This is a genomic window from Rhodococcus sp. PSBB066 (assembly GCF_017068255.1).
Lineage (GTDB): Bacteria > Actinomycetota > Actinomycetes > Mycobacteriales > Mycobacteriaceae > Rhodococcus > Rhodococcus aetherivorans.
Genome location: NZ_CP070859.1, coordinates 2415264 through 2435869 on the forward strand (window position 1 = coordinate 2415264; position 20606 = coordinate 2435869).

The following is a 20606-nucleotide window of genomic DNA, read 5'->3' on the forward strand; positions in this document are numbered from 1 at the left end:
ATCGTCGACGGCATGACCGTCGCGACGCCCCTGCCCGTCACCGTGCTCTCCGGCTTCCTCGGCGCGGGCAAGACCACACTGCTCAACCACATCCTCGCCAACCGCGACGGTGCGCGCGTCGCGGTCGTCGTCAACGACATGAGCGAGATCAACATCGACGCCGCGCTCGTCGCCGGCCAGGGCAGCCTCGACCGCACCACCGAGAAGCTCGTCGAGCTCACCAACGGCTGCATCTGCTGCACGCTGCGCGAGGACCTGATCGAGACGGTCGCGCGGCTCGCCCGGGAGAACCGGTTCGACCATCTCGTCATCGAGTCGACCGGCATCTCCGAGCCGATGCCCGTCGCCGCGACGTTCGACTGGGAGTTCGACGACGGCTTCCGCCTCAGCCGGCTCGCGCGCCTCGACACGATGGTCACCGTCGTCGACGCCGCCACATTCCTCGCCGAGCTCGCGCGCGGCGACCGCCTCGACGACCGTGCGCTCGAGGCCGGCGCAGGCGACGAGCGCAGCATCTCCGACCTGCTCGTCGAGCAGGTCGAGTTCGCCGACGTGCTGCTGGTCAACAAGACCGATCTGGTGAGCGACGCCGTCGCCGGGGCCGTCGAGGCCACGCTGCGCCGGCTCAACCCGACGGCGCGGCTGCTGCGCACCGTCCACGGCGCCGTCCCGATCGACGAGGTCCTCGGCACCGGCCGCTACGACCCGGAGGCGGCCGCGCTCGCCCCGGGCTGGGCCGAGGAACTCGCCGGCGGTCACACCCCGGAGACCGAGGAGTACGGCATCCGCAGCGTCGTCTACCGCGCCGACCGCCCCTTCGACCGGGCCCGGCTCGAGGCGGCGGTGGAGAACCTGCACGGGGTGCTGCGCAGCAAGGGCTTCTGCTGGTTCGCCGACGACCCGGACACCGCGGCGATCTGGTCGCAGGCCGGCCCCAACCTGATGCTCGAACCGGCGCAGCCGTGGTCTCTGACCGGCGAGACGCCGGGCCAGGAGATCGTCTTCATCGGGGTGCGCCTGGACCCGGACACCCCGCGCCGCCTCCTGGATCCGGCTCTCGTGGCCGGGCCCTCCTAGTCGGGGTCGACGTCCGCGATCTCCACGTCCACCGCGGGCCGCGCCATCTCGATCCGGTACTGCCGGACGCCGAGCACGGTGCCCACCACGAGGACGGCGGCCATCACGGCGAGGACCGTCGGCAGCAGCCACGAGACCCGCTCGAGGTATTCGCCGAAGTAGAACCCGACGAGCAGCAGGACGGGCGCCCACAGGATCGCGCCGATCGTGGACGCGATCGTGTACCGGGTGTGGTTCATCCGGGCGGCCCCGGCCACCAGCGGCGACAGCGTGCGCACCCACGGGATCCAGCGGGCGATCAGCACCGCCCAGAACCCGTACCGGTCGAGCAGAACATTGACCTTCCGCAGGTTGGCCGCGTTGAGGTATCGGCCGTTGCGGCGGGCGATGAGGTGGTGGCCGCGACGGTGGCCGATCACGTACCCCACCTGGTTCCCGGCGATCGCGGCCACCATCGCGCCGACCGCCAGGGCCCACACCTGCGCCGCACCGGAATGGTGGGCGGCCAGCACGACGCCGGCGGTCAGCAGCATGGAGTCCCCGGGCAGGAACAGTCCGAGGATGATCGCGCACTCGACGAACACGAACGTCACGACGACGAGCCACACCAGGGCGGGCCCGGCGGTTTCGAGAGGACCGAAGGTTTCCGCGGCGAGAATCATGGAGGACGCGTTCGCGCGCGTGCTCAGGGCGTGGTGTCGCGACGGGTCGTCGGCACCGGCACCGTGTCGGCCGTGGCCTCGGCCTCGGCCTCCGTGACGGCCGCGGCCCTGCGCTTGGCGATCAGGTGCTTGCCGATCTCGAGCAGGATCGGGACGACGGAGACGAACACGATGAGCAGGAAGATGATGTCGATGTTGTCGCGGATGAAGGCGATCTGACCGAGCAGGTAGCCCAGCAGCGTCACGCCGGCGCCCCACAGCACACCACCGACGACGTTGTAGGTGAGGAACACCGGATACCGCATGCGGGAGGCGCCCGCGACGACCGGCGCGAAGGTGCGCACGATGGGCACGAACCGGGCGAGGACGATCGTGATCGGACCGTGCCGCTGGAAGAAGTCCTCGGACTGGTCGATGTACTGCTTGTTGAGGATCTTCGCGTCGTAGCTCTTGAACAGGCGGGTGCCGCCCTTGGCGCCGATCCAGTAGCCCACCTGGTCGCCCAGGATCGCCGCGATCGGGATCGTCACCATCAGCACCCACAGCGGCGCGAACGGCGGGATCTCCTCGGACTTCGAGGCGGCGATCAGGCCCGCCGTGAAGAGCAGCGAGTCGCCCGGCAGCAGGGGGAACAGCAGACCCGACTCGATGAACACCACGAGCAGCAGGCCGATGAGCACCCAGGTGCCGAAGGAGTTGAGCAGGTTCACCGGGTCCAGGAATCCCGGCAGCAACGCCAGATTCGTCACGCTCTCCGGGACGACGGTCACGGACTCCAGGCCTCCGAGCACACTCACGGCCACCAGAGTACCGGTGGGATGCCGGTGGCCCGAATCACGGCGGGCACCCGACTGTGTCCCCGCGCCGGCAGTTGACATACTGCAGGGACAACCCTGGCGCCTCCCGCACCCCCGGGGAGGCACCCATCGACTCTCATCTGGAGGACAGCCGCCGTGCCAATCGCGACTCCCGAGGTCTACGCCGAGATGATCGCCCGCGCCAAGGATCACTCCTTCGCGTTCCCGGCCATCAACTGCACCTCGTCCGAAACCATCAACGCCGCCATCAAGGGCTTCGCGGACGCCGGCAGCGACGGCATCATCCAGTTCTCGACGGGTGGCGCCGAGTTCGGCTCCGGCCTCGGTGTCAAGGACATGGTGACCGGCGCCGTCGCGCTCGCCGAGTTCGCGCACGTCATCGCCGCGAAGTACGACGTCACCATCGCGCTGCACACCGACCACTGCCCGAAGGACAAGCTGGACGGCTTCGTGCGCCCGCTGCTCGCCATCTCGCAGGAGCGGGTGAAGAACGGCGAGAACCCGCTGTTCCAGTCGCACATGTGGGACGGCTCGGCCATCCCGATCGACGAGAACCTGCAGATCGCCCAGGAGCTGCTGGCCCTGTCGAAGGACGCGAACATCATCCTCGAGGTCGAGATCGGCGTCGTCGGCGGTGAAGAGGACGGCGTCGAGAACGCCATCAACGAGAAGCTCTACACCTCGATCGAGGACTTCGAGAAGACGGTCGACGCGCTCGGCGCCGGTGAGAAGGGCAAATACCTGCTCGCCGCGACGTTCGGCAACGTCCACGGCGTCTACAAGCCGGGCAACGTCAAGCTCGAGCCGTCCGTGCTGGCCGACGGCCAGGCCGCCGCTTCGAAGAAGCTGGGCCTGCCCGCCGGCTCGAAGCCGTTCGACCTGGTCTTCCACGGCGGTTCCGGCTCGCTGAAGTCGGAGATCGACGAGGCGCTGAGCTACGGCGTGGTGAAGATGAACGTCGACACCGACACCCAGTACGCGTTCACCCGCCCGATCGCCGGCCACATGTTCGCCAACTACGACGGTGTGCTGAAGATCGACGGCGAGGTCGGCAACAAGAAGACCTACGACCCGCGCAGCTACCTGAAGAAGGCCGAGGCGTCGATGACCGCTCGGGTCGTCGAGGCCTGCAACGACCTCAAGTCCGCGGGCCGCTCGGTGTCCGCCGGCTGATCCGTCCCTGCGCGGTCATCCCACACGAGCGGTGACGCGGGCCCGGCCCGCGTCACCGCTCGCGTCGTTTCACTCCCCGCAGACCTTCCAGTCCTCGCCCTCCTGGGCCAGGTCGAAGGTGCGCTGGGTGACGTCGGTCGGGGTGCCGGCCGGGTGCGCCGTCACCTGCGCGATGGCCTGGCCGTCGGTGATCTGCACCTTGTCGATGCCCGTGACGACGGGCACGGTGCCCTGGTCGACGGCGGTGCGGTGGATGTCGGCGAACTGCTCGGGCGGCACCGAGGCGTAGAACTCCTGCAGGCCGCCGCACGTCGTGGTGCGCAGCGTCGTCAGGTCGCCGGCGGCGAGCGCCCGGACGAAGGTCTCGACGGTGGTCCGGATCCGAGCCTCCGGCGAGTTCGCCGCCCGGTCGTCCAGGTAGACCTTCACGGCCGCGGCCGCCACCGCGGCGACGACGAGCAGGCCCGCGACGAGGGCCGCGATCGCCCAGCCCCGGCGGCTGCGCCGGGCGGGTGCGACCGGGTCGATGCGCTGCGGCCCCGGGACCGGCTGGACGCGCTGGGGTTCGATGCGCTGGGGTTCGACACGCCGCGCCTCCGGCCGGGGCGGCGGGACCCGCGTCGGCTGGATGCGCGGCGGTTCGGCGCGCTGGGGGGCGACCCGCTGCGGCTCCGCGCGTCCGGCCGCCCGATCGGGCTCGATCCGCTGCGGCGCCTGCTTGGGGGTGTGCGTGGTGACGGGGATACGTGCGGTGGGTGCGTCGGCGGGGGAGGGCGCGGGCTCGGCGCGGCGCGTGGCCGGGATGGCCACGGTCTCCGCCTCGCTCGCCGCGGCCGGCCCGGCCTGTGCGGCCGGCGTGTCCGGGGCGGCGGCGGGATCCGCGGCACCGGCGGGGGCCGGCGCGTCGTCGCCGGGGGTGTCGCGCTCCGAGCCCGCGCGCGGCGCCGGGTCCTCGGCGTCGTCGTGCTCCGCGGAGGACCCGGGGGTGTCCGTCGCCGGACGGGGAGACGTGGTGGTGTCTTCGTTCTTCGGATCCGGCACGCGATCCCCCTTGCTGGACGGACGGCTGTTCTCCCGGGCAGCCTATCGACCGTCTTCGGGCGGTGGGCACAATGGTGGCCATGACGTCTTTCGGTGACCTTCTCGGACCCCAACCCACCCTGCTGCCCGGCGACGACGAGGCGGAGTCGGCGCTGCTGAACCACGAGGACCCGGCGAAGGTGGCCGCCGACCACCCGACCGCGTCGATCGCCTGGGCCTACCTGGCCGAAGCCGCCCTCGGGCGCGGCGAGACGATCGCGGCCTACGCCTACGCCCGCACCGGCTACCACCGCGGTCTCGACCAGTTGCGCCGCAACGGCTGGAAGGGCTTCGGTCCCGTGCCGTTCGACCACGAACCGAACCGGGGCTTCCTGCGGTGCGTCGCGACGCTGGCCCGTGCGGCGAAGGAGATCGGCGAGGCCGACGAGCATGCCCGCTGCCTCGACCTGCTCGAGGACTGCGACCCGCGCGCCGCCGAAGCACTTGGCGTCGATTAGTCCCCGGTTACCCACCAGGGTGGGCACGCGCCGGCGGCTGCGCACGTCGGGGCTCCGCCTGCGTTCCTCGGCGCTGCCGATCCTGCAGTGCGCGCTGGCAGCGGGCATCGCCTGGTGGGTCGCCACGGGGCCGGTCGGGCACGAGCAGCCGTTCTTCGCGCCCATCGCGGCGGTGGTGTCGCTCGGGCTGTCACTGGGTGCGCGGATGCGACGGTCGGTCGAACTCGTCTGCGGTGTCACCGTGGGCATCGGTGTCGGCGACCTGATCATCTCGTTCATCGGCAGCGGCCCGTGGCAGATCGCGCTCGTCGTCGCGATGGCGATGGGCACGGCGGTCGCGCTCAACAGCGGCCCGATCTTCTCCATGCAGGCCGGGAACTCGGCGGTGCTGGTGGCGACCCTGATCCCACCCGGCGGGTCCGGGGGTATCGACCGAATGGTCGACGCCCTCATCGGCGGGCTGGTCGGCATCGCCGTCGTCGCCGTCATCCCCACCCACCCGGTGCGCCGGGCGCGGCGGGAGGCGGCGAACGTGCTGTCCACCACGGCGGACGTGCTGCGCAAGGTCGAGGCCGGCCTGGTCGAGAACAACCCGAAACCCATCGAGGCGGCCCTCAGGGAGGCCCGGGCCACGCAGTCGGCGATCGACGCGATGCGCGCCAACATCTCCGGCGGCAAGGAGGTGAGCCGCATCTCGCCGCTGTACTGGAACAGCCGGCCCCGGCTCGAGCGCCTCATGGCCGCGGCGGACCCGATCGACAACGCCATGCGCAACACGCGGGTGCTGGCGCGCCGGTCGCTCTCGCTCGTGCGCGACGACGAGATCCTCGACCCGCGGCTGGTGCGGCGCATCGAGGAGCTGGCCGGGGCGGTGGACGTGCTGCGGCTGATGGTCCTCGCCGAGCCGGGGGAGCAGCCCGATCAGGCGGAGGCGGCCCGGGTGCTGCGCAGCGTGGCCCGGGAGATGAAGCCGGACCTCGTGGCGGGGGCGGGCCTGTCCTCGACGGTGGTGTTCGCGCAGATTCGTTCGCTGATCGTGGACCTGCTGCAGGTGGCCGGCCTCGAGCGGGTCTCGGCGATCGCCACGCTGCCCCCGACGGTGGAGCATCCGGCGTATCCCCCCGAGTCCTGAGCGGCTCCCCTCTCCGTTGAACATATGCGTATGTCTGCATATGATTGCCGAAACTTCGGAGGGAGGACCATGGGCGTCGGACACGGCCACTCGCACGGCCATTCCGGGACGAGCACTCCCGGCGGGGCCGGCCCGTCGAAGGGACGGCTGTGGCGGATGGCGATCGCCCTCGTCGTCCTGGTCGCGTTCCTGATCCTCGAGACGGGCGTCGCCCTGTGGATCGACTCGCTGGCCCTGCTCGCCGACGCCGGCCACATGCTCACCGACGTGGTGGGCATGTCCATGGGCATGGTCGCGTTGATCCTGGCCCGGCGGGGCAGCACGGCGGCCGCGCGCACCTTCGGGTGGCACCGCGCCGAGGTACTCGCCGCCATGGCGAACGCCGCGCTGCTGCTAGCGGTGGCGGTGTGGGTGTTCTACGAGGCGATCCGCCGCATCGGTGACGCCCCGGAGATCCCCGGGACGGCGCTGGTGGTCACCGCGGCGGCCGGCCTGGCCGCCAACCTCGTCGTCATGCTGCTCCTGCGGGCCGACGCCAAGGACAGCCTCGCCGTGCGCGGCGCCTACCTCGAGGTGCTCGCCGACGCGGTCGGCAGCGTCGGGGTGCTCGTCGCCGGTGCCCTCGTGCTGCTGTTCGACTGGAGCCTCGCCGACGTCGTCGTCGGCGTCCTCATCTCCCTGTGGGTGGTGCCGCGGGCGGTGCGCCTGGCCGCGGCGTCTCTGCGCATCCTCACCCAGGCTTCGCCCGCCCACCTCGACGTCGAGGGGGTGCGCGCCGACCTGTCCGCCCTGCCCGGCGTCACCGGCGTCCACGACCTGCACGTGTGGACCCTTACCACCGGCATGGACGTCGCCACCGTGCACCTGATCAGCGACCACGACGGGCAGTGGGTGCTCGAGTCGGCCCGCGCCGTCCTCACCTCCCACGGGCTCGAGCACGCCACCGTCCAGGTGGAGACGACCGTCAACGGGCGGCGCTGCGAGGAGAACGTCACCTGGTAGGGCCGAGGCTGCTCACGCCAGGGAGGGCTCCCGTAGGCGGGTGACGCCGTCGACCACCAGCGAACACAGGACGAACACGGCTGCGGCGAACACGGTGGTGCCGATCACCACGGGGAAATCCCCCTCGAGCGCCGCCGTGATCGCCAGTCGGCCCACGCCGTCCAGGCCGAAGATCGTCTCGGTCACGATCGCCCCACCCATGATCGCCGCAAGCTCGAGACCGCCCAGGGTGATCACCGGGTTCAACGCCGCATCCAACCCGTGCCGGTAGTGGACGGCGTTCTCCGACAGTCCTTTCGCCCGCGCAGTCCGGATGTAGTCGGCGTCGAGGACTTCGAGCATCGACCCACGCACCACCCGCTGGAAGATGCCGATCTCCGCGATGGTCAGTGTCAGCCAGGGCAGCAGCAGGTGCCGTGCCCACTCGAACGGGTTCTCCGCGAACGGCACGTACCCGCTGCTGGGAAAGAGATACAGCCCGTGGGTCGACAGCGTGAAGAACAGAAAATACGACAGCAACATGCCGGTGAGAAACGTCGGCAGCGACAATGCGACGTAGGACAGGGCAGACAGGCCGTGATCGACTGCCGAGCCCGGCCGGCGGGCGGCTTCGACGCCCAGCACGATCGAGAGCGTCATCCAGATCACCAGGGCGCCCAAGGCCAGGGAGACGGTCACCGGCACCTTCGACAGGATCAGGTCCGTCACCGGTGTCTGCTGCCGGAACGAGTACCCGAGGGCGGGTGGCCAATGGGCGAGTCCCATCGGCGCGCCCTGGATGTCCGGGCCGCGGAGCAGGTAGTTCTTCAACTGCACGTACCACGGTTCGTGCAGGCGCAAGGCGCGGGCCACCGCGTCGATGCTCTCCTGAGTGGCGTTGCGCGGCGCGAGCATCGTCGCGGGATCCCGATAGGCGACGCGTGTGATCGCGAAGGCGGCGAGCAGCACGAGCAGGAGCGTGGTCGCCGATCGGGTGACGAGAGCGAGAAATTGCCGGAACATCGATCTCACCGCTTCCCGGGGTCGAGGACGTTGCGCAGGCCGCTGCTGAACGTGTTGAAGCCGAGCACGACGACGAACAGGGCCACGGCGGGACCGAGGAGATACCAGGGCTGTACCTGATAGATCGAGGTGCGTTGGGCGTCGGCGATCATGTTTCCCAGACTCGGCGTCGGGGCTTGGATACCGACCCCGAGGAACGACAGCGTGGCCTCGGCGACGATGTTGGTGGGCAACTGCACGGCCCAGTACACCGCGATCACCGGCACGACGTTCGGGAGGATCTCCCGGAACAGGATGTACCGCCGGCCCGCCGCGAGGGTCACCGCTGCGTCGACGAACGGCTGCGACCGCAGCGCCACCGCCATGCCCCGGCTCAGGCGCGCGAAGAACGTCCACGAGAACGCGGAGATGATCGCGATCACCACCAGGACCGGGCTGATGACCGGTCTGCCGTCCCCGCCCCGGTTGAGTGCCAGCAGGCTCAGCGCGGTCACGACGAACGGAAACGACAACACCACGTCGATGACCTGACCTGTCACCCGATCGAAGGCGCCTCCCATGAACCCCGACGTGAGACCGACGACCGTCCCGATCACCATCGCCAACGTGGTGGCGGGAATCCCTACGAGCAACGAGATCTGCGCGCCGTACAGCGTGCGCACCAGCACGTCGCGCCCTTCCCCGTCGGCACCGAGCCAGAACCCGAAGGACGGTCCGACCGGTATGCCGGATGCGTCCAGGGCCTCCTGCCGGAACTGTTCCGTGGGTCCGTGCCCCACGACCGCAGCGACGAGCGGTGCCGCCGCAGCGGCCACGATCACCAGCAGCACCGTCCATGCTCCGAACCGAGCGGAGTGGTCCTGCATCAGTGCGCGGATCGCCTCGCCGCGGGACACCGGTGGGGCTTCGGCGTCCACGGCGCCGAGGCCGACGAGCTTCGTCCACGGTTCAGGCATCGACGGTGTCCCTTCGAGCGTGGCCGGGGACGGCACTCAACAGGGTGCGGGTGTACTCGTGCCGGGGCGCGGCGAAGATCTCGTCGGTGTACCCCTGCTCGACGATCATGCCGTCGCGCAGGACGGCGACCCGATCGCACAGCGCGGACACGACGCCGAGGTCGTGCGAGACGAACAGCAGTGAGGTTCCCTGCTCGTCGCGCAAGGCGCGGAGCAGGTCGACGATCTGCCGAGCGGTCGACATATCCAGCGCCGAGACCGGTTCGTCGGCGACGATCAGGGCCGGATCCAGCGCGAGAGCCCGGGCGAGCGCGACACGCTGGCGCTGACCACCGGACAGCTGTGCCGGATATCGGGCTGTGAATCCGCCGGGAAGGCCCACGCGCGCGAGTAATTCGCCGATTCTTCGCCGGATCTCGACCGGGGTGAACTCCCCCGCCAGCTCGAACGGTGCGGTGAGGATCTCGCTGATGCTGCGCCGCGGGTTCAGGCTGCCGTACGGATCCTGGAACACCATCTGGATCGACCGACGCACGTGCGGCTCCACCGCGACGCGCTGCCGTCCCGGACGCACATACGGAGAGCCGCGAAAATGCAGGATGCCCGAGTCTGCGGTCTCGAGCCCCGCGACGATGCGGCTGAGCGTGGACTTGCCGGAACCGGATTCGCCTACCAGGCCCACGATTTCGCCTTCACCGATGCACAGGTCGACGTCGGCGAGCACCTGATGGCGTCTGCGGCCTCCGGTGCGGAAACTCTTCGAGACATTCTCGGCCCGCAGTAGTTCGGCGCGGTGCGGCCGCGCACCGACGGGTGGGGCCACCGGCCGGTGCCGGGCCGCGAGCAGGGCCTCGGTGTAGCGGTGCGCGGGTGCGGTGTACACCCGATCCGCCGGGCCGGCTTCGACGACCTGCCCGCGGTGCATGACCACCACGTCGTCCGCGACGTCCGACACCAGAGCGAGGTCGTGACTGACCAGCACGAGCGCCATGTGATGGTCCTGCCGAAGGCGTTGCAGCAGAACAAGAATCGCGGACTGTACCGTCGCGTCCAGGGCTGTGGTCGGTTCGTCGGCGATGACGAGCTGCGGATCGTTCGCGATCGCGATCGCAATCATCACCCGTTGGCGCATGCCGCCGGAGAAGTGCACGGGGTAGTCGTCGATCCGGTCCCGCGCGCGGGCGATGCCCACCTCGTCGAGGAGTTCGACGACGCGGCGTCGCAGCGTCGCGCGGTCGACGCGCCTGTGCGCGGTGATGGCCTCGCCGATCTGTCGGCCGACCGGCATGAGTGGATGCAGGTTGCTCAGCGGATCCTGGAATACGAACCCGATGTCGCGGCCACGGAGCGCGCGCAACTGCTTCGGCGTCGCGGTCACCAGATCAGTGCCGTGGTGCAGGGCGCGGCCCTGCACCACGGCACCGGACCCGAGCAGCCCGGTGGCTGCGAGCAGTGACACGCTCTTGCCCGATCCGGACTCACCCACGATCCCGAGCGTCCGGCCCGCCTCGACCGCGAACGACACGTTCCGCACCGCGGTTCCGGACCGGAACGACACGGTGAGGTTCTCGACGCTCAACACGGACATGTCAGGCTCCGGGCCGGATCGCGATGTTGGTGAAGTCCGCCTGGGCCGGGAGCGACGCCCACGTCCAGTTGGTCACGCGATCGGACGAGATGAGGTTCTTGCGCTTTTCGAACAGCGGAATCCACGGCAGGTCGGTGGAGACGACCCGATCGGCCTCCGCCCAGATCGGCCCGGGGTCGACGGACGGGAAGGCCTGCCGGGCGAGTTCGTTGAGCCGATCGTTGCTGTAGCAGATGGCGTTGACGTTGCCCTTGCCGCACGGCGACGCCTCGGAGTTCAGCCAGCCGCCGAGCAGCATCCGGGTCGAGCGGCCCTGCCAGTCTGGGGTGAACGAACCGCTCAGGGCCACGTCGTAGCGGCTGCCGGGGTCCTGCAGGTAGGCCGAGTACTCGGTGCCGGGAAGTGCGGTGAGGTTCAGGGTGATGCCGGCCGCTGCCAGGTCTTCCTTCAGGGTGACCGCGATGCTCTCGAACTGCACGGTAGACCGGTAGACCGCGTCGAGGGTGAGGCCGTCGGGATATCCGGCCTCGGCCAGCAGTTGCCGCGCCTTGGCCGGGTCACCCTTGCTCCCCGGCGTCGCATACGGGTCGAACGGCTCGTGTCCGAGCAGGGTGGAGGTGACGATCTGACCGTTCGGCTTCGCGGCGATCGGGCCACCCTGTCCCTGAACGAGATTCGCCTTGTCGACGGCATAGGCCAGGGCCTGCCGCACTCGTGGGTCTCGCAGCGCGGTGGCGCCGGGGAACGTCGCCTCGGGCTTGGCGTTGAGCACGATGAAGTTGGCCGCGCCGCTGTCGGAGGTGTGCAGGTTGGGATTGTTCGTCGATGCGTACTGGTTCAGCACGGCGCGTGGCGGGACGTCCATGTACAGGGTGAGGTCCGCCTCGCCCGACTGCACCTTCTGCACCACGCTGTCCTCGCTGTTGGCCGTGAAGTCGATCGCGATCTCGTCGACGTAGGCTTTGCGGGCCGGATCGGCGTCGTGGTTGTACCCCTCGACCTTCTTCAGGATCAACTGCTGGCCCGGCTGGTACGTGTCGATCCGGTACGGGCCGGACGACGGGAAGTTCTGCCGGAACTCGAGCGAGTCGCCGAAGTACTTCGACGCGACCTCCGGCGGTAGCGGAGTTACGAAGTTCATGGTGAGGATGTCGAGGAAGTCGTACGACTTGGCCGGCGCGGTGATGACCAGTGTCTTGTCGTCGAGGGCACGCACGCCCGAGATGTCGTGCGTGTCGATGAACCGCTGGGACGCGGCGAGGTCCCCGGTGGGCTCCTTCGCGAACTCGCTGCAGAACTGCGTGAAGCCCTCGAAGATCAGGTGGAAGTAGTTGACGGCCGCCACCTGCTTGTTCGGGTCGCAGAACCTCTCGATCGCGTAGACGAAGTCGCCGGCGACGATCTCGCGGGTCGAAGACCCCGAGTAGGTGATGCCGTCGCGCAGGTGGAAGGTGTAGGTCCGGCCGTCCTCGCTCACGTCCCAGGACTCGGCGAGGTCGGGGGTGAGTTCGGTGTCGTCCTTCAGTTCGTTCGCCGAGCCGGGGAACGTCACGAGCTGCCGGGTGATGGCGCGCTGCACGGCCCAGGCGTTCGTGTCGTACCCGGTCAGGGGATCGAGCGAGTCCATGTCGGAGGCCAGCGACGCGATCCGCAGCGTTCCGCCGGCGACGATGTCGCCGTCGGCGGCGCGGTTCGCCGGGGCGGTGCCGGTGCAGGCAGCGACAAGCACTGCTGCGAGCGCGGTGACGGCGATGCCAGCGCCACGCAGGGTGCGTGACGCCGGTCGGCGGGGTGTTCTCACAGGTGTCCTTCGGTGTAGCGGGCGGGAGTACGGTGGGGATCTCAGAAATTCGTCCCGGCGAACGCCGCCAGGTCGGTTCCGAAGCTCCGGTCGGCCGAGGCAATCGCGCCGGCGGAACGGGCCCGGACTGTTCCGGATGCGGCGAGCTGGTGCCATCGCACGCCACCGAGGAGCGCGCCGCTCAACGTCGCGACATCGGTTTCGAGATCGACGTCCGGTTCGATGCGGTGCGCGACTGTCTCCACGTCCCCTCCGGAGACGCGATATGTCCCGGTGTTTGCGGGGAGGAGGTGGTCGTGGACGCCGATGACGAGGGTCTCGCCGCCGGCATACGCACGAGCGCCGAGCGCCGTCCCGACATCGAGAATCCTCAGCCAGGTCTCGTCCCTGAGCCCGGTTGTCCGGGCCCCTCTCGGATCGGTGAGCAGCCACGGCAGCGACGAGTCGACCGGAAGGGTCGGGAAGATGATCCGGTCGACGAGATCGAGGTTCCAGAGGAACCGGACGATGCCGACGAACGTGTCTCGCGACGGAGCGTGAAGGTCGTCGACGACGACTGTGCGCTCGGTGCCGCCGAACCAGGCCTCCGTACCGATCGGGTGGTAGCGGACGAAGCCGGTCTTGGAGCCCTCGGATCCGGCGAGAGCGACGTAGGCGGGCCCCTGCGCGGTGGCCGCCCTCATCTCCTGGGCCGCCCACCACACCGGTGGTCTGGTGATCGCTCCTGGGCGCGGGTCCGCGTTGCGTGCATGGATACCGGGCAGAACGTCCCACGCGCCGGCCGGGTCGACGAGACGTACCCGATCACCGGCCGGGGCATCGGAGCGTAGGGCACCGCGGCGGGTGTCCACCTCGACGGCGGCCGCCCGGCTGGCGATCCCGTAGCCGTACCGGCCGTAGATCGTCGCCTCGGACGCGCGGAGCGTCGCGACGACCTCGCCGCCGGCACGGGCGTCCCCCAGCTGGCGCTGCAGTAGTCGCGAGACGATCCCGCGTCGGGTGTGGGTGGGGAGCACGCCGACGTGGGTGACTGCCGCGTGGGCGACCGTCCGCCCGCCCGGCAACGTCAACGAACTCGCCGCGGAGTCCACGGTGCCGACGAGCTGTCCCGCCACGTAAGCACCGAGGGTCCGGCCGGGCTCGAAGATCTTTCCGACGGTGCCGGGCGGCAGCGGACCGAACGACGGCAGGCCCACCATGGCGGTTCGGAAGACGTCGAAGGCACCGGTCAGATCCTGTTCATCGACCAGGACTCGAATGTCGACCTCGAGACCGGAGTGATCGGTTGGCTGCGGGGGCATGGCGTATTCCTGTCGTACGGGCGGCAGGCGTACCAGGAAGCGGTGCGCCTGCAGGATTGGGTGTCGGCGTCTCCGGATGCGTCACACCCGTCGCACACCGTACGACGGTCGTCGCCACCGACACACCTCGATTCACGGTGCCCGGTGTGCGATGAACGATCAACCTTTATGTGCGTCACTGATTTTTACCCTCGCGACTGCGGCGAACACGGGGTGGAGCGCACAAAAAATCACGGTGAGTGCAATCGGTGCCGACCGGGGATTTGCCCGGATACGGTGGACCGGTCGTTGCTTGTTTGTTGAAACGAAAGTGTGTGCCAGTGCGCAAAAGGAACCGTCTCGCCGCCGTGGCGGCGGGATTGACTGTGGTGTGGCTCGTCGCGGGCTGCGCATCCGGTGGTGCGGCGGGCGGCGACTCGAGCGAAAGTCCGAGCGATGGTGGTGATTTCGTCACCGGGCTGTATCTCGAACCGCGGGGCCTGGATCCGCACCGGCAGGTGTTCTGGGAGACGTATCGGGTCTCCCGCAACATCTTCGAGCCGCTCGTCGGCGAGGATCTCACCCGGGCCGAGGGTACGCCCGACCTCGTGCCGGTGCTCGCCACGAGCTGGGAGCACAGCGGGGACGGACGAACCTGGACCTTCCGGTTGCGCGACGGCGTCACCTTCCACGACGGCACCTCGTTCGACGCCGAGGCGTTGCACAAGAACGTCCGCCGGGTCTGGGACCGCTCCTACGAGTTCTTCGACGAGGAGAGCGCGGGCCGGGTCAAGGTGTGGTTCGGCGGCCTGCTGAAGGCGGCTCCCACCGGCGAGCACACGTACACCTTCGAATTCGAGCGCCCCTTCCTGGGCTTCCCGCGCATCCTTGCGCAGTCGATGTACACCCTTCCCGTCGGCAACCCGGCGATCTGGGAACGGTACGGAAACGACGGCTTCGCGGAACATCCGGAAGGCACCGGGCCGTACCGCTTCGTCTCCCGCGCCATCGGCGATCGCATCGTCCTCGAGCGCAACGACGGCTACTGGGGCGAGCGACCGCATCTCGACTCGCTCACCTTCCGCATCATCCCGAACAACCAGACCCGGGTGGCGTCCCTCCTGGGCGGCGAGGTCGACCTCATCAGTTATGTCCAGCCCGACGACGTGGAGACGCTCGAGAACGCCGGCCTCCACGTACCGGAAGGCACTGGGGCGGAACTGATCTACTTCTCGTTCAACCGGCGCAACCCGGTTTTCGACGACGACCGCGTGCGGCAGGCACTCGTCCACGGGCTCGACCGTCAGGCGCTCGCGGACGAGGTGTACAACGGCTATGCCGCGCCTCAGTACTCCTTCCTCCCGCCCGGTAACGAGGCGTACCGCGCCGACGTGAAGGACTTCGAGTACGACCCGGATAGGGCTCGGCAGCTCCTCGCCGAAGCCGGTTACGGGCCCGGCCAGCTGCGGTTCAACCTCGTCATCGACGTCGCCAACGAGAACGTCGGCCAGTGGCTGCAGGCGCACCTGAAAGAGATCGGTGTCGAGGCCGACGTGGTGAGCCTGGACCGAGTGAACTACTCTGCCCGCGTCTACAATCCGCAACCGGGCGACGGACTGAACATCGACGAGTTCGGCGAGACCGACGCGGAGTGGCTGTACAACGGCTTCAACGGCCTCGTCAACCGCGGCCTGAAGCCGGAGCAGTACCCGGAGGTCACGCAGGCGATCGAGACCGCGCTCTACACCGCCGAGCCCGACCGGCGAATCGCCCTGTGGCAGAGGGCGGAGGAGGAGCTGCGCCGGCGCGCGCTGGTCATCCCGGCCGTCAATCTGAACCGGTACTACGCGACGGGTCCGAACGTCGAAGGGTTCACGTTCGCGTCCACCAACTGGTACGACCTGTCGAACGTCTGGCTCACGGACATCCGATGAGCCGGTTCCGACGGATCGGATTCCGAGTCGCCAACATCGTCCCGATTCTGCTGATCGTGTCGCTGCTAGCCTTCCTGCTGGGCGCGCTGACGCCCGGAGACCCCGTCGAAGCGCAGTTCGCGTCGAGATTCCCGGCGGAACAGCTCGCGGAGATCCGGGCCACCTACGGCCTCGACCGGCCGTTGTGGGAGCAGTACTTCGTGTGGTTGAAGAACCTGTTCGTCGACGGCGGCGGGCTGTCCCTCACCCTGGGCACCCCCGTGTTCGACATTCTGGTCCCCAATTTCGTGAACACCCTGATCCTCACCGCGGCGGGGGCGGTCGTCTGCGTGGTGGTGGGGACCTCGATCGGGTTGCTCGCGGGCATATTTCACGGAACCTGGATCGACCGCACGGTCATGCTGCTCGTGCAGATCGGCAGCAACCTGTCGGTGTACTGGTTCGGTCTCGTCCTGATCAGCGTGTTCGCGCTGCAGCTGCGCTGGCTGCCGGTGGGTGGAATGGAGTCGCGCGGTGGCGGCGGACTTGCCGATCTTCTGCAGCACCTGGTGCTGCCGGCGGTGTCGGCAGCGTTGATCTCGATGCTGGTGCTTGCCCGGTTCGTGCGTATCGGGGTGATCCGGGAGAGGTCGTCGGATTGGTTCCGGACGTTTCGTTCCCAAGGTATTCCTGCGCGAAAGATGTATGGGAAGAACGTTTTCCGGAATATTCTGCCGAGCGTCGTGAATATCACGGGACTCGAGATCGGCACCCTGATCACCGGTGTGTTCTTCGTCGAGATCGTCTTCAATTGGCCCGGCATCGGTACGCAGCTGGTCAATGCGGTCAACGGTAAGGACTACCCGGTGATCCAGGGCGGGATCGTGCTCGTCGCACTGTGCTACCTCCTCGTCAACCTGATCACGGACCTGATCGTGGACGGCTTGAACCCCCGCCTGAAAGGCGCATGATGGCAACATTGCTCGAGGAGCGAGACGCCACCGATCTTCCGGACCCCGCCCGCGTCGGTCGCCGACGTCATCGCATCCAGTTCATCGTCGCGGTGATCCTGATCGGACTCGTCGTGGTGTGCTCGCTGCTGGCACCGATCCTGGCGCCGTACGATCCCGTCCTCACCGACTCCGCCGCGAAGTTCCTGCCGCCGGGAAGCCCCGGCCATCTGCTGGGCACCGACGAACTCGGACGGGATCTGCTGAGCCGGCTGCTGTGGGGCGGTCGCACGTCCCTGGTGCTCGCCGTGCTGGCGGTCGTGCTGGCGGCGGTGGTGGGCTCCGCGGCGGGGCTCGCGGCGGGCTTTGCGGGCCCGCGCGCGTCGGGGGTGATCATGCGGATCGTCGACGTGTTGTTCGCGTTCCCCGTCATTCTCGTCGCGATCGCCCTGGCCGCGTTGCTCAGCCCGGGTCCGGGCGTGGTGGTGCTCGCGATCGTGTTCGCGGTCGTGCCCTACGTCACGCGTGTGGTGTTCGCGGAGGTCAAGCAGCAGCATGGCAAGGAGTACGTCGAGGCCGCGATCTCACTCGGCGCCGGGCGTTGGTCGCTGATGTTGCGAGAGGTCCTGCCGAACGTCGCGGGCCCGATCGTCGTGTACGCCACGGGCCTCGTGGGCGCGATGGTGGTGTTTTCCGCGAGCCTCAGCGCGGTCGGAATCGGCGTGCAGCCACCCGAACCGGACTGGGGCCAGATGATTGCCTCCGGAGCGAAGGTGATCATCTCGGGGCACCTGTACGTCGCACTGATCCCCGGCGTGACGGTCCTCGTGGTCGCCCTGGCCTTCAACTGGCTCGGTGACGGCCTGCACGACGTGTTCAGCCCGCGAGTGCGGAGAGGAACCCGGCGATGACCAGCCTGTACGGAACCGACCTGCGCACACCGCCGACGCCCGCCGCGCCCGCTGCGGTCCTCCAGGTCCGGGGCCTGAACATCCGCTTCCCCGGCGATCCCGCCGACGCCCCCACGGTCGGCGACGTGTCATTCGCCATCGGAGAGGGACAGGTGCTCGCCCTCGTCGGCGAATCCGGCTCGGGCAAGAGTCTGACAGCCGCGGCACTTCTCGGTCTCCTTCCACCGGGGGCACACCTCGCCGGAGGCTCGATCCGGTTCCGCGGCGGCACCGACGCCCCCGTGGACCTCGCCGGCCTGCCCGACCGGCGCCTCAACGCCTTCCGCGGGTCCGGCATCGGAATGGTGTTCCAGAATCCGCTGAGCTCGCTGGACCCGTCCTTCCGGGTCGGCAGTCAGCTCGACGTGGTTCTCGCCCGTCATCGACCGCGCACGCGGCGAGCGGAGCGGCGGAAGCTGAGCGCGGAGTGGCTGCGTCGCGTCGGGTTCGACGACCCGGACCGTGTACTCGACGCCTATCCGCACGAGCTCAGCGGCGGCATGCGACAGCGAGTCATGATCGCGCTGGCCGGCCTCGCCGGGCCCGCGCTGCTGATCGCGGACGAACCGACCACCGCGCTCGACACCGTCGTGCAGCGGCAGGTCTTGGACCTGCTCCGGGATGTGGCGCGCACGACCGGAGCGTCCCTGCTGCTCATCACGCACGACTTCGACGTGGTCGAGTATCTCGCCGACACCGTGGTGGTGCTGCGGGGCGGCGCAGTGGTGGAGTCCGGTCCGCGGGACACGGTGCTCTCGTCACCCCGCGACCCCTACACCCGAGAACTGCTCGCGGCGGTGCCCCGGCTCGGCAAGCGCCGTGCTCTGCCCCGCTGGCACGGACCACGCTCGTTGACCTCGCCCGGCGGCTCCGGTCCCGTACCTGTCGTGGAGGGCACGGATCCCGGTTCCGGGCCTGCCGTCCTGAAGCTCGACCACGTCACGAGGACGTTCACCGCCGGTGGCTGGGGGACCGGTACCCCCCGCCGCCGGTTCGTCGCGGTCGAGGACGTGTCGCTCGAGATCCGGTCGGGAGAGATCTACGGTCTCATCGGCTCCTCCGGCTCGGGCAAGTCCACCCTCGCCCGCCTGATGGGCGGCCTGCTCGACGTGACCGGCGGCTCGGTGGAGTTCCAGGGTCGTCGGATCGCGGGTGCAGATCGGCACACCCTGCGCGACATCCGTCCACGGCTGCAATATGTGTTCCAGGACCCGCTCGGCTCGCTCAATCCGAGCATTCGGGTCGGCGAGCAGATCGCCCGGCCGTTGCGGCGATTCGGCTCCATTCCCGACGGGGGCCGAGCAACGGACCTCGTCGTCGAAGCACTCGAACTGGTCGGTCTGCCCGCCGAGTTCGCCGACCGGTATCCGCATTCCCTGTCCGGCGGGCAGGCACAACGGGTGTGCATCGCGCGAGCGCTCGCTCCGGCCCCGGAACTGCTGATCCTCGACGAGCCGACGTCCGCCCTGGACGTGTCCACGCAGGCTGGCGTCGTCGACCTGATCCTGGAACTACGCGAACGGCTCGACCTGACCTGTGTCTTCATCGGACACGGTCTGGGGCTCGTCGAATGGACTTGTGACCGCATCGGCGTGATGTCCCACGGACGCCTCGTCGACACCTTCCCGACCGAAGACCTGCACGACGCCGACAGATCGCCGGCCGTCCGTGAGCTGCTGAACGCCGATCTCGGCGCACGAAAGGTACGAATTTCATGACAGGACGTGATGCACCGGGCCGGGCGCCGGTCGTTGCAGTGGGCCTCACCGGTGACGAGGCGAGTCGCCTTCTCGACGATCGCGAATCTCTCGATCGATGGTCCACGAGCGGTGCGGCATTCGGGGTGGTAGGGATCGATCGGATCACCCGGACACCACCCGCGGACCGAACGGCCGAGACTCCGCGCCCGACGGACCTCGACCCGAGCATCGTCGCGACAGCGCTGGCCACCGGGGGTGGCCCGCCGCTGGTGGTCGCCGGCGCCGCGCACCACGACCTGCCCTACAACCTTGCGCGAAGGGTACTTTCGCTCGATCACCTCACGCACGGGCGGGCTGGACTGCTCCTCGGGCACCGAGATGCACGTGGTCACGGGCACAGCGCCTGGGGTGCTGTGGGGCTGAACGACGGTGCCGAGCTGGGTGCGGCCACCGCGGCCGACACGGCTCTCGCGATCGCCGAACTGTGGCAGAGCTGGCCACTCGACAGCGTGATCGCCGACAAGGACTCGGGCGTCCTCGTCCGCTCCGATCGGATCGTGCGCATCGACCACCACGGCGTCGTCGACATCGCAGGACCGTTGAGCGTGCCCAGCTCGCCACAGGGTGCGCCCGTCCTCGCGTGGTATGCCGACGATCCGGAAGTGGTCGCGGCGGCTCCCGCCGCGGCCGATCTCGTCGTTCTCGGCGGATTCCCGGACGCCGCGAGCGTGGCCGCTGCCGCGTCCGGCCGCACGGGCCTGCTGGTGGAGGTCCCTGTCGCGGGAGTGCCGCGGCACGACGAGGTGATCACCGCGGTTGAAGAGTCGATCGCCGCCGGCGCCGACGGGGTGCTGCTCCGGTCGGCCGAGCCCGCCGAAGCTGCCGAGAGCGTGCTGCACCTGCTGGACCGAGCACTCGCCGTGCTGACCGCGGTGGACGGCACCGGCCGCGGAGATCGCGACGTGACGCTGCGCACCACCCTCGGCCTCGCGCCACCCGCCCAGCTCCTCGCGCAAGCCCAGCCGGCGTTCGCGGCGCCGACGACGAGCGTCTACCGCTGACGC

General features: G+C 69.2%; 18 protein-coding genes. 10 read left to right on the forward strand and 8 right to left on the reverse strand.

Annotated features, from left to right (window positions below):
- The first annotated feature begins 12 nt into the window (after positions 1–12).
- Positions 13–1077 carry a GTP-binding protein gene (locus JYA75_RS11145; protein ID WP_050035710.1) on the forward strand — a complete coding sequence of 355 codons (1065 nt, stop codon included), beginning with the start codon at positions 13–15 and terminating at the stop codon, positions 1075–1077.
- Here the strand turns inward: JYA75_RS11145 and JYA75_RS11150 are convergent.
- Both JYA75_RS11150 and JYA75_RS11155 read right to left on the reverse strand, forming a co-directional pair.
- Positions 1074–1739, reverse strand: a complete 666-nt coding sequence (locus JYA75_RS11150) for a DedA family protein (RefSeq protein ID WP_006945353.1) — start codon at positions 1737–1739, stop codon at positions 1074–1076. The two genes, JYA75_RS11145 and JYA75_RS11150, sit on opposite strands and share 4 nt — an antisense overlap.
- 23 nt (positions 1740–1762) lie before the next feature.
- Positions 1763–2542, reverse strand: a complete 780-nt coding sequence (locus JYA75_RS11155; RefSeq protein WP_203330026.1) for a VTT domain-containing protein — start codon at positions 2540–2542, stop codon at positions 1763–1765.
- Between the two features lie 150 nt (positions 2543–2692).
- Between JYA75_RS11155 and fbaA the strand changes: the two genes are divergently transcribed.
- On the forward strand, positions 2693–3730 hold the full coding sequence (fbaA, locus tag JYA75_RS11160) for a class II fructose-bisphosphate aldolase (protein WP_006945356.1): 1038 nt from the start codon (positions 2693–2695) through the stop codon (positions 3728–3730).
- 69 nt (positions 3731–3799) lie between these two features.
- On the opposite strand, the gene JYA75_RS11165 is transcribed toward fbaA, so the two are convergent.
- The gene (locus JYA75_RS11165; protein ID WP_203330027.1) at positions 3800–4771 is read right to left on the reverse strand and encodes a hypothetical protein; all 972 of its coding nucleotides are present in this window, start codon (positions 4769–4771) and stop codon (positions 3800–3802) included.
- Between the two features lie 80 nt (positions 4772–4851).
- Here JYA75_RS11165 and JYA75_RS11170 point away from each other — a divergent pair, with 80 nt between their 5' ends.
- The 3 genes from JYA75_RS11170 to JYA75_RS11180 all read left to right on the forward strand — a co-directional run bounded on the left by JYA75_RS11170 (position 4852) and on the right by JYA75_RS11180 (position 7402).
- On the forward strand, positions 4852–5268 hold the full coding sequence (locus tag JYA75_RS11170) for a DUF3151 domain-containing protein (RefSeq protein ID WP_029545418.1): 417 nt from the start codon (positions 4852–4854) through the stop codon (positions 5266–5268).
- Positions 5255–6400, forward strand: a complete 1146-nt coding sequence (locus tag JYA75_RS11175; RefSeq protein ID WP_043802373.1) for an FUSC family protein — start codon at positions 5255–5257, stop codon at positions 6398–6400. Before JYA75_RS11170 ends, JYA75_RS11175 begins: the two co-directional genes overlap by 14 nt.
- A gap of 69 nt (positions 6401–6469) precedes the next feature.
- Positions 6470–7402: a cation diffusion facilitator family transporter gene (locus JYA75_RS11180; protein WP_006945361.1), complete on the forward strand. Its 933-nt coding sequence runs from the start codon at positions 6470–6472 to the stop codon at positions 7400–7402.
- Between the two features lie 12 nt (positions 7403–7414).
- Here the strand turns inward: JYA75_RS11180 and JYA75_RS11185 are convergent, their stop codons facing one another.
- Genes JYA75_RS11185 through JYA75_RS11205 form a run of 5 tightly spaced genes read right to left on the reverse strand, consistent with a single transcriptional unit; the run spans position 7415 to position 14050 of the window.
- Positions 7415–8404 carry an ABC transporter permease gene (locus JYA75_RS11185; protein WP_044476452.1) on the reverse strand — a complete coding sequence of 330 codons (990 nt, stop codon included), beginning with the start codon at positions 8402–8404 and terminating at the stop codon, positions 7415–7417.
- 5 nt (positions 8405–8409) lie between these two features.
- Positions 8410–9360 (reverse strand): ABC transporter permease, encoded by a 951-nt coding sequence (locus JYA75_RS11190; protein WP_006945380.1) that lies wholly within the window; start codon positions 9358–9360, stop codon positions 8410–8412.
- Positions 9353–10948 (reverse strand): ABC transporter ATP-binding protein, encoded by a 1596-nt coding sequence (locus tag JYA75_RS11195; protein WP_203330028.1) that lies wholly within the window; start codon positions 10946–10948, stop codon positions 9353–9355. Before JYA75_RS11195 ends, JYA75_RS11190 begins: the two co-directional genes overlap by 8 nt.
- A gap of 1 nt (position 10949) precedes the next feature.
- Positions 10950–12749: an ABC transporter substrate-binding protein gene (locus tag JYA75_RS11200; RefSeq protein WP_203330029.1), complete on the reverse strand. Its 1800-nt coding sequence runs from the start codon at positions 12747–12749 to the stop codon at positions 10950–10952.
- Positions 12750–12790: 41 nt separating this feature from the next.
- Positions 12791–14050, reverse strand: a complete 1260-nt coding sequence (locus JYA75_RS11205) for a GNAT family N-acetyltransferase (RefSeq protein WP_203330030.1) — start codon at positions 14048–14050, stop codon at positions 12791–12793.
- Positions 14051–14370: 320 nt separating this feature from the next.
- Between JYA75_RS11205 and JYA75_RS11210 the strand changes: the two genes are divergently transcribed.
- From JYA75_RS11210 to JYA75_RS11230, 5 genes are read left to right on the forward strand one after another with little or no spacing between them, the layout of a single operon-like run.
- On the forward strand, positions 14371–15963 hold the full coding sequence (locus JYA75_RS11210; RefSeq protein WP_203330031.1) for an ABC transporter substrate-binding protein: 1593 nt from the start codon (positions 14371–14373) through the stop codon (positions 15961–15963).
- Complete coding sequence (locus tag JYA75_RS11215) at positions 15960–16913, forward strand: ABC transporter permease (RefSeq protein ID WP_203330032.1); 954 nt, start codon at positions 15960–15962, stop codon at positions 16911–16913. The genes JYA75_RS11210 and JYA75_RS11215 overlap by 4 nt, the downstream gene beginning before the upstream one ends.
- A complete protein-coding gene (locus JYA75_RS11220) occupies positions 16910–17803 on the forward strand; it encodes an ABC transporter permease (RefSeq protein WP_241009814.1) in 894 nt (297 codons plus the stop codon). The genes JYA75_RS11215 and JYA75_RS11220 overlap by 4 nt, the downstream gene beginning before the upstream one ends.
- Positions 17800–19560, forward strand: coding sequence for an ABC transporter ATP-binding protein (locus tag JYA75_RS11225; RefSeq protein WP_203330034.1), 1761 nt, complete (start codon positions 17800–17802; stop codon positions 19558–19560). Before JYA75_RS11220 ends, JYA75_RS11225 begins: the two co-directional genes overlap by 4 nt.
- Positions 19557–20603: an LLM class flavin-dependent oxidoreductase gene (locus JYA75_RS11230; RefSeq protein WP_203330035.1), complete on the forward strand. Its 1047-nt coding sequence runs from the start codon at positions 19557–19559 to the stop codon at positions 20601–20603. Before JYA75_RS11225 ends, JYA75_RS11230 begins: the two co-directional genes overlap by 4 nt.
- The last annotated feature ends 3 nt before the right edge of the window (positions 20604–20606 follow it).

Coding starts and splice junctions, on each gene's coding strand:
- JYA75_RS11145 (WP_050035710.1), top strand. CDS start 13: ATGACCGTCGCGACGCCCCTGCCCGTCACCGTGCTCTCCGGCTTCCTC.
- JYA75_RS11150 (WP_006945353.1), bottom strand. CDS start 1,739: ATGATTCTCGCCGCGGAAACCTTCGGTCCTCTCGAAACCGCCGGGCCC.
- JYA75_RS11170 (WP_029545418.1), top strand. CDS start 4,852: ATGACGTCTTTCGGTGACCTTCTCGGACCCCAACCCACCCTGCTGCCC.
- JYA75_RS11180 (WP_006945361.1), top strand. CDS start 6,470: ATGGGCGTCGGACACGGCCACTCGCACGGCCATTCCGGGACGAGCACT.
- JYA75_RS11185 (WP_044476452.1), bottom strand. CDS start 8,404: ATGTTCCGGCAATTTCTCGCTCTCGTCACCCGATCGGCGACCACGCTC.
- JYA75_RS11190 (WP_006945380.1), bottom strand. CDS start 9,360: ATGCCTGAACCGTGGACGAAGCTCGTCGGCCTCGGCGCCGTGGACGCC.
- JYA75_RS11195 (WP_203330028.1), bottom strand. CDS start 10,948: ATGTCCGTGTTGAGCGTCGAGAACCTCACCGTGTCGTTCCGGTCCGGA.
- JYA75_RS11205 (WP_203330030.1), bottom strand. CDS start 14,050: ATGCCCCCGCAGCCAACCGATCACTCCGGTCTCGAGGTCGACATTCGA.
- JYA75_RS11215 (WP_203330032.1), top strand. CDS start 15,960: ATGAGCCGGTTCCGACGGATCGGATTCCGAGTCGCCAACATCGTCCCG.
- JYA75_RS11220 (WP_241009814.1), top strand. CDS start 16,910: ATGATGGCAACATTGCTCGAGGAGCGAGACGCCACCGATCTTCCGGAC.
- JYA75_RS11225 (WP_203330034.1), top strand. CDS start 17,800: ATGACCAGCCTGTACGGAACCGACCTGCGCACACCGCCGACGCCCGCC.
- JYA75_RS11230 (WP_203330035.1), top strand. CDS start 19,557: ATGACAGGACGTGATGCACCGGGCCGGGCGCCGGTCGTTGCAGTGGGC.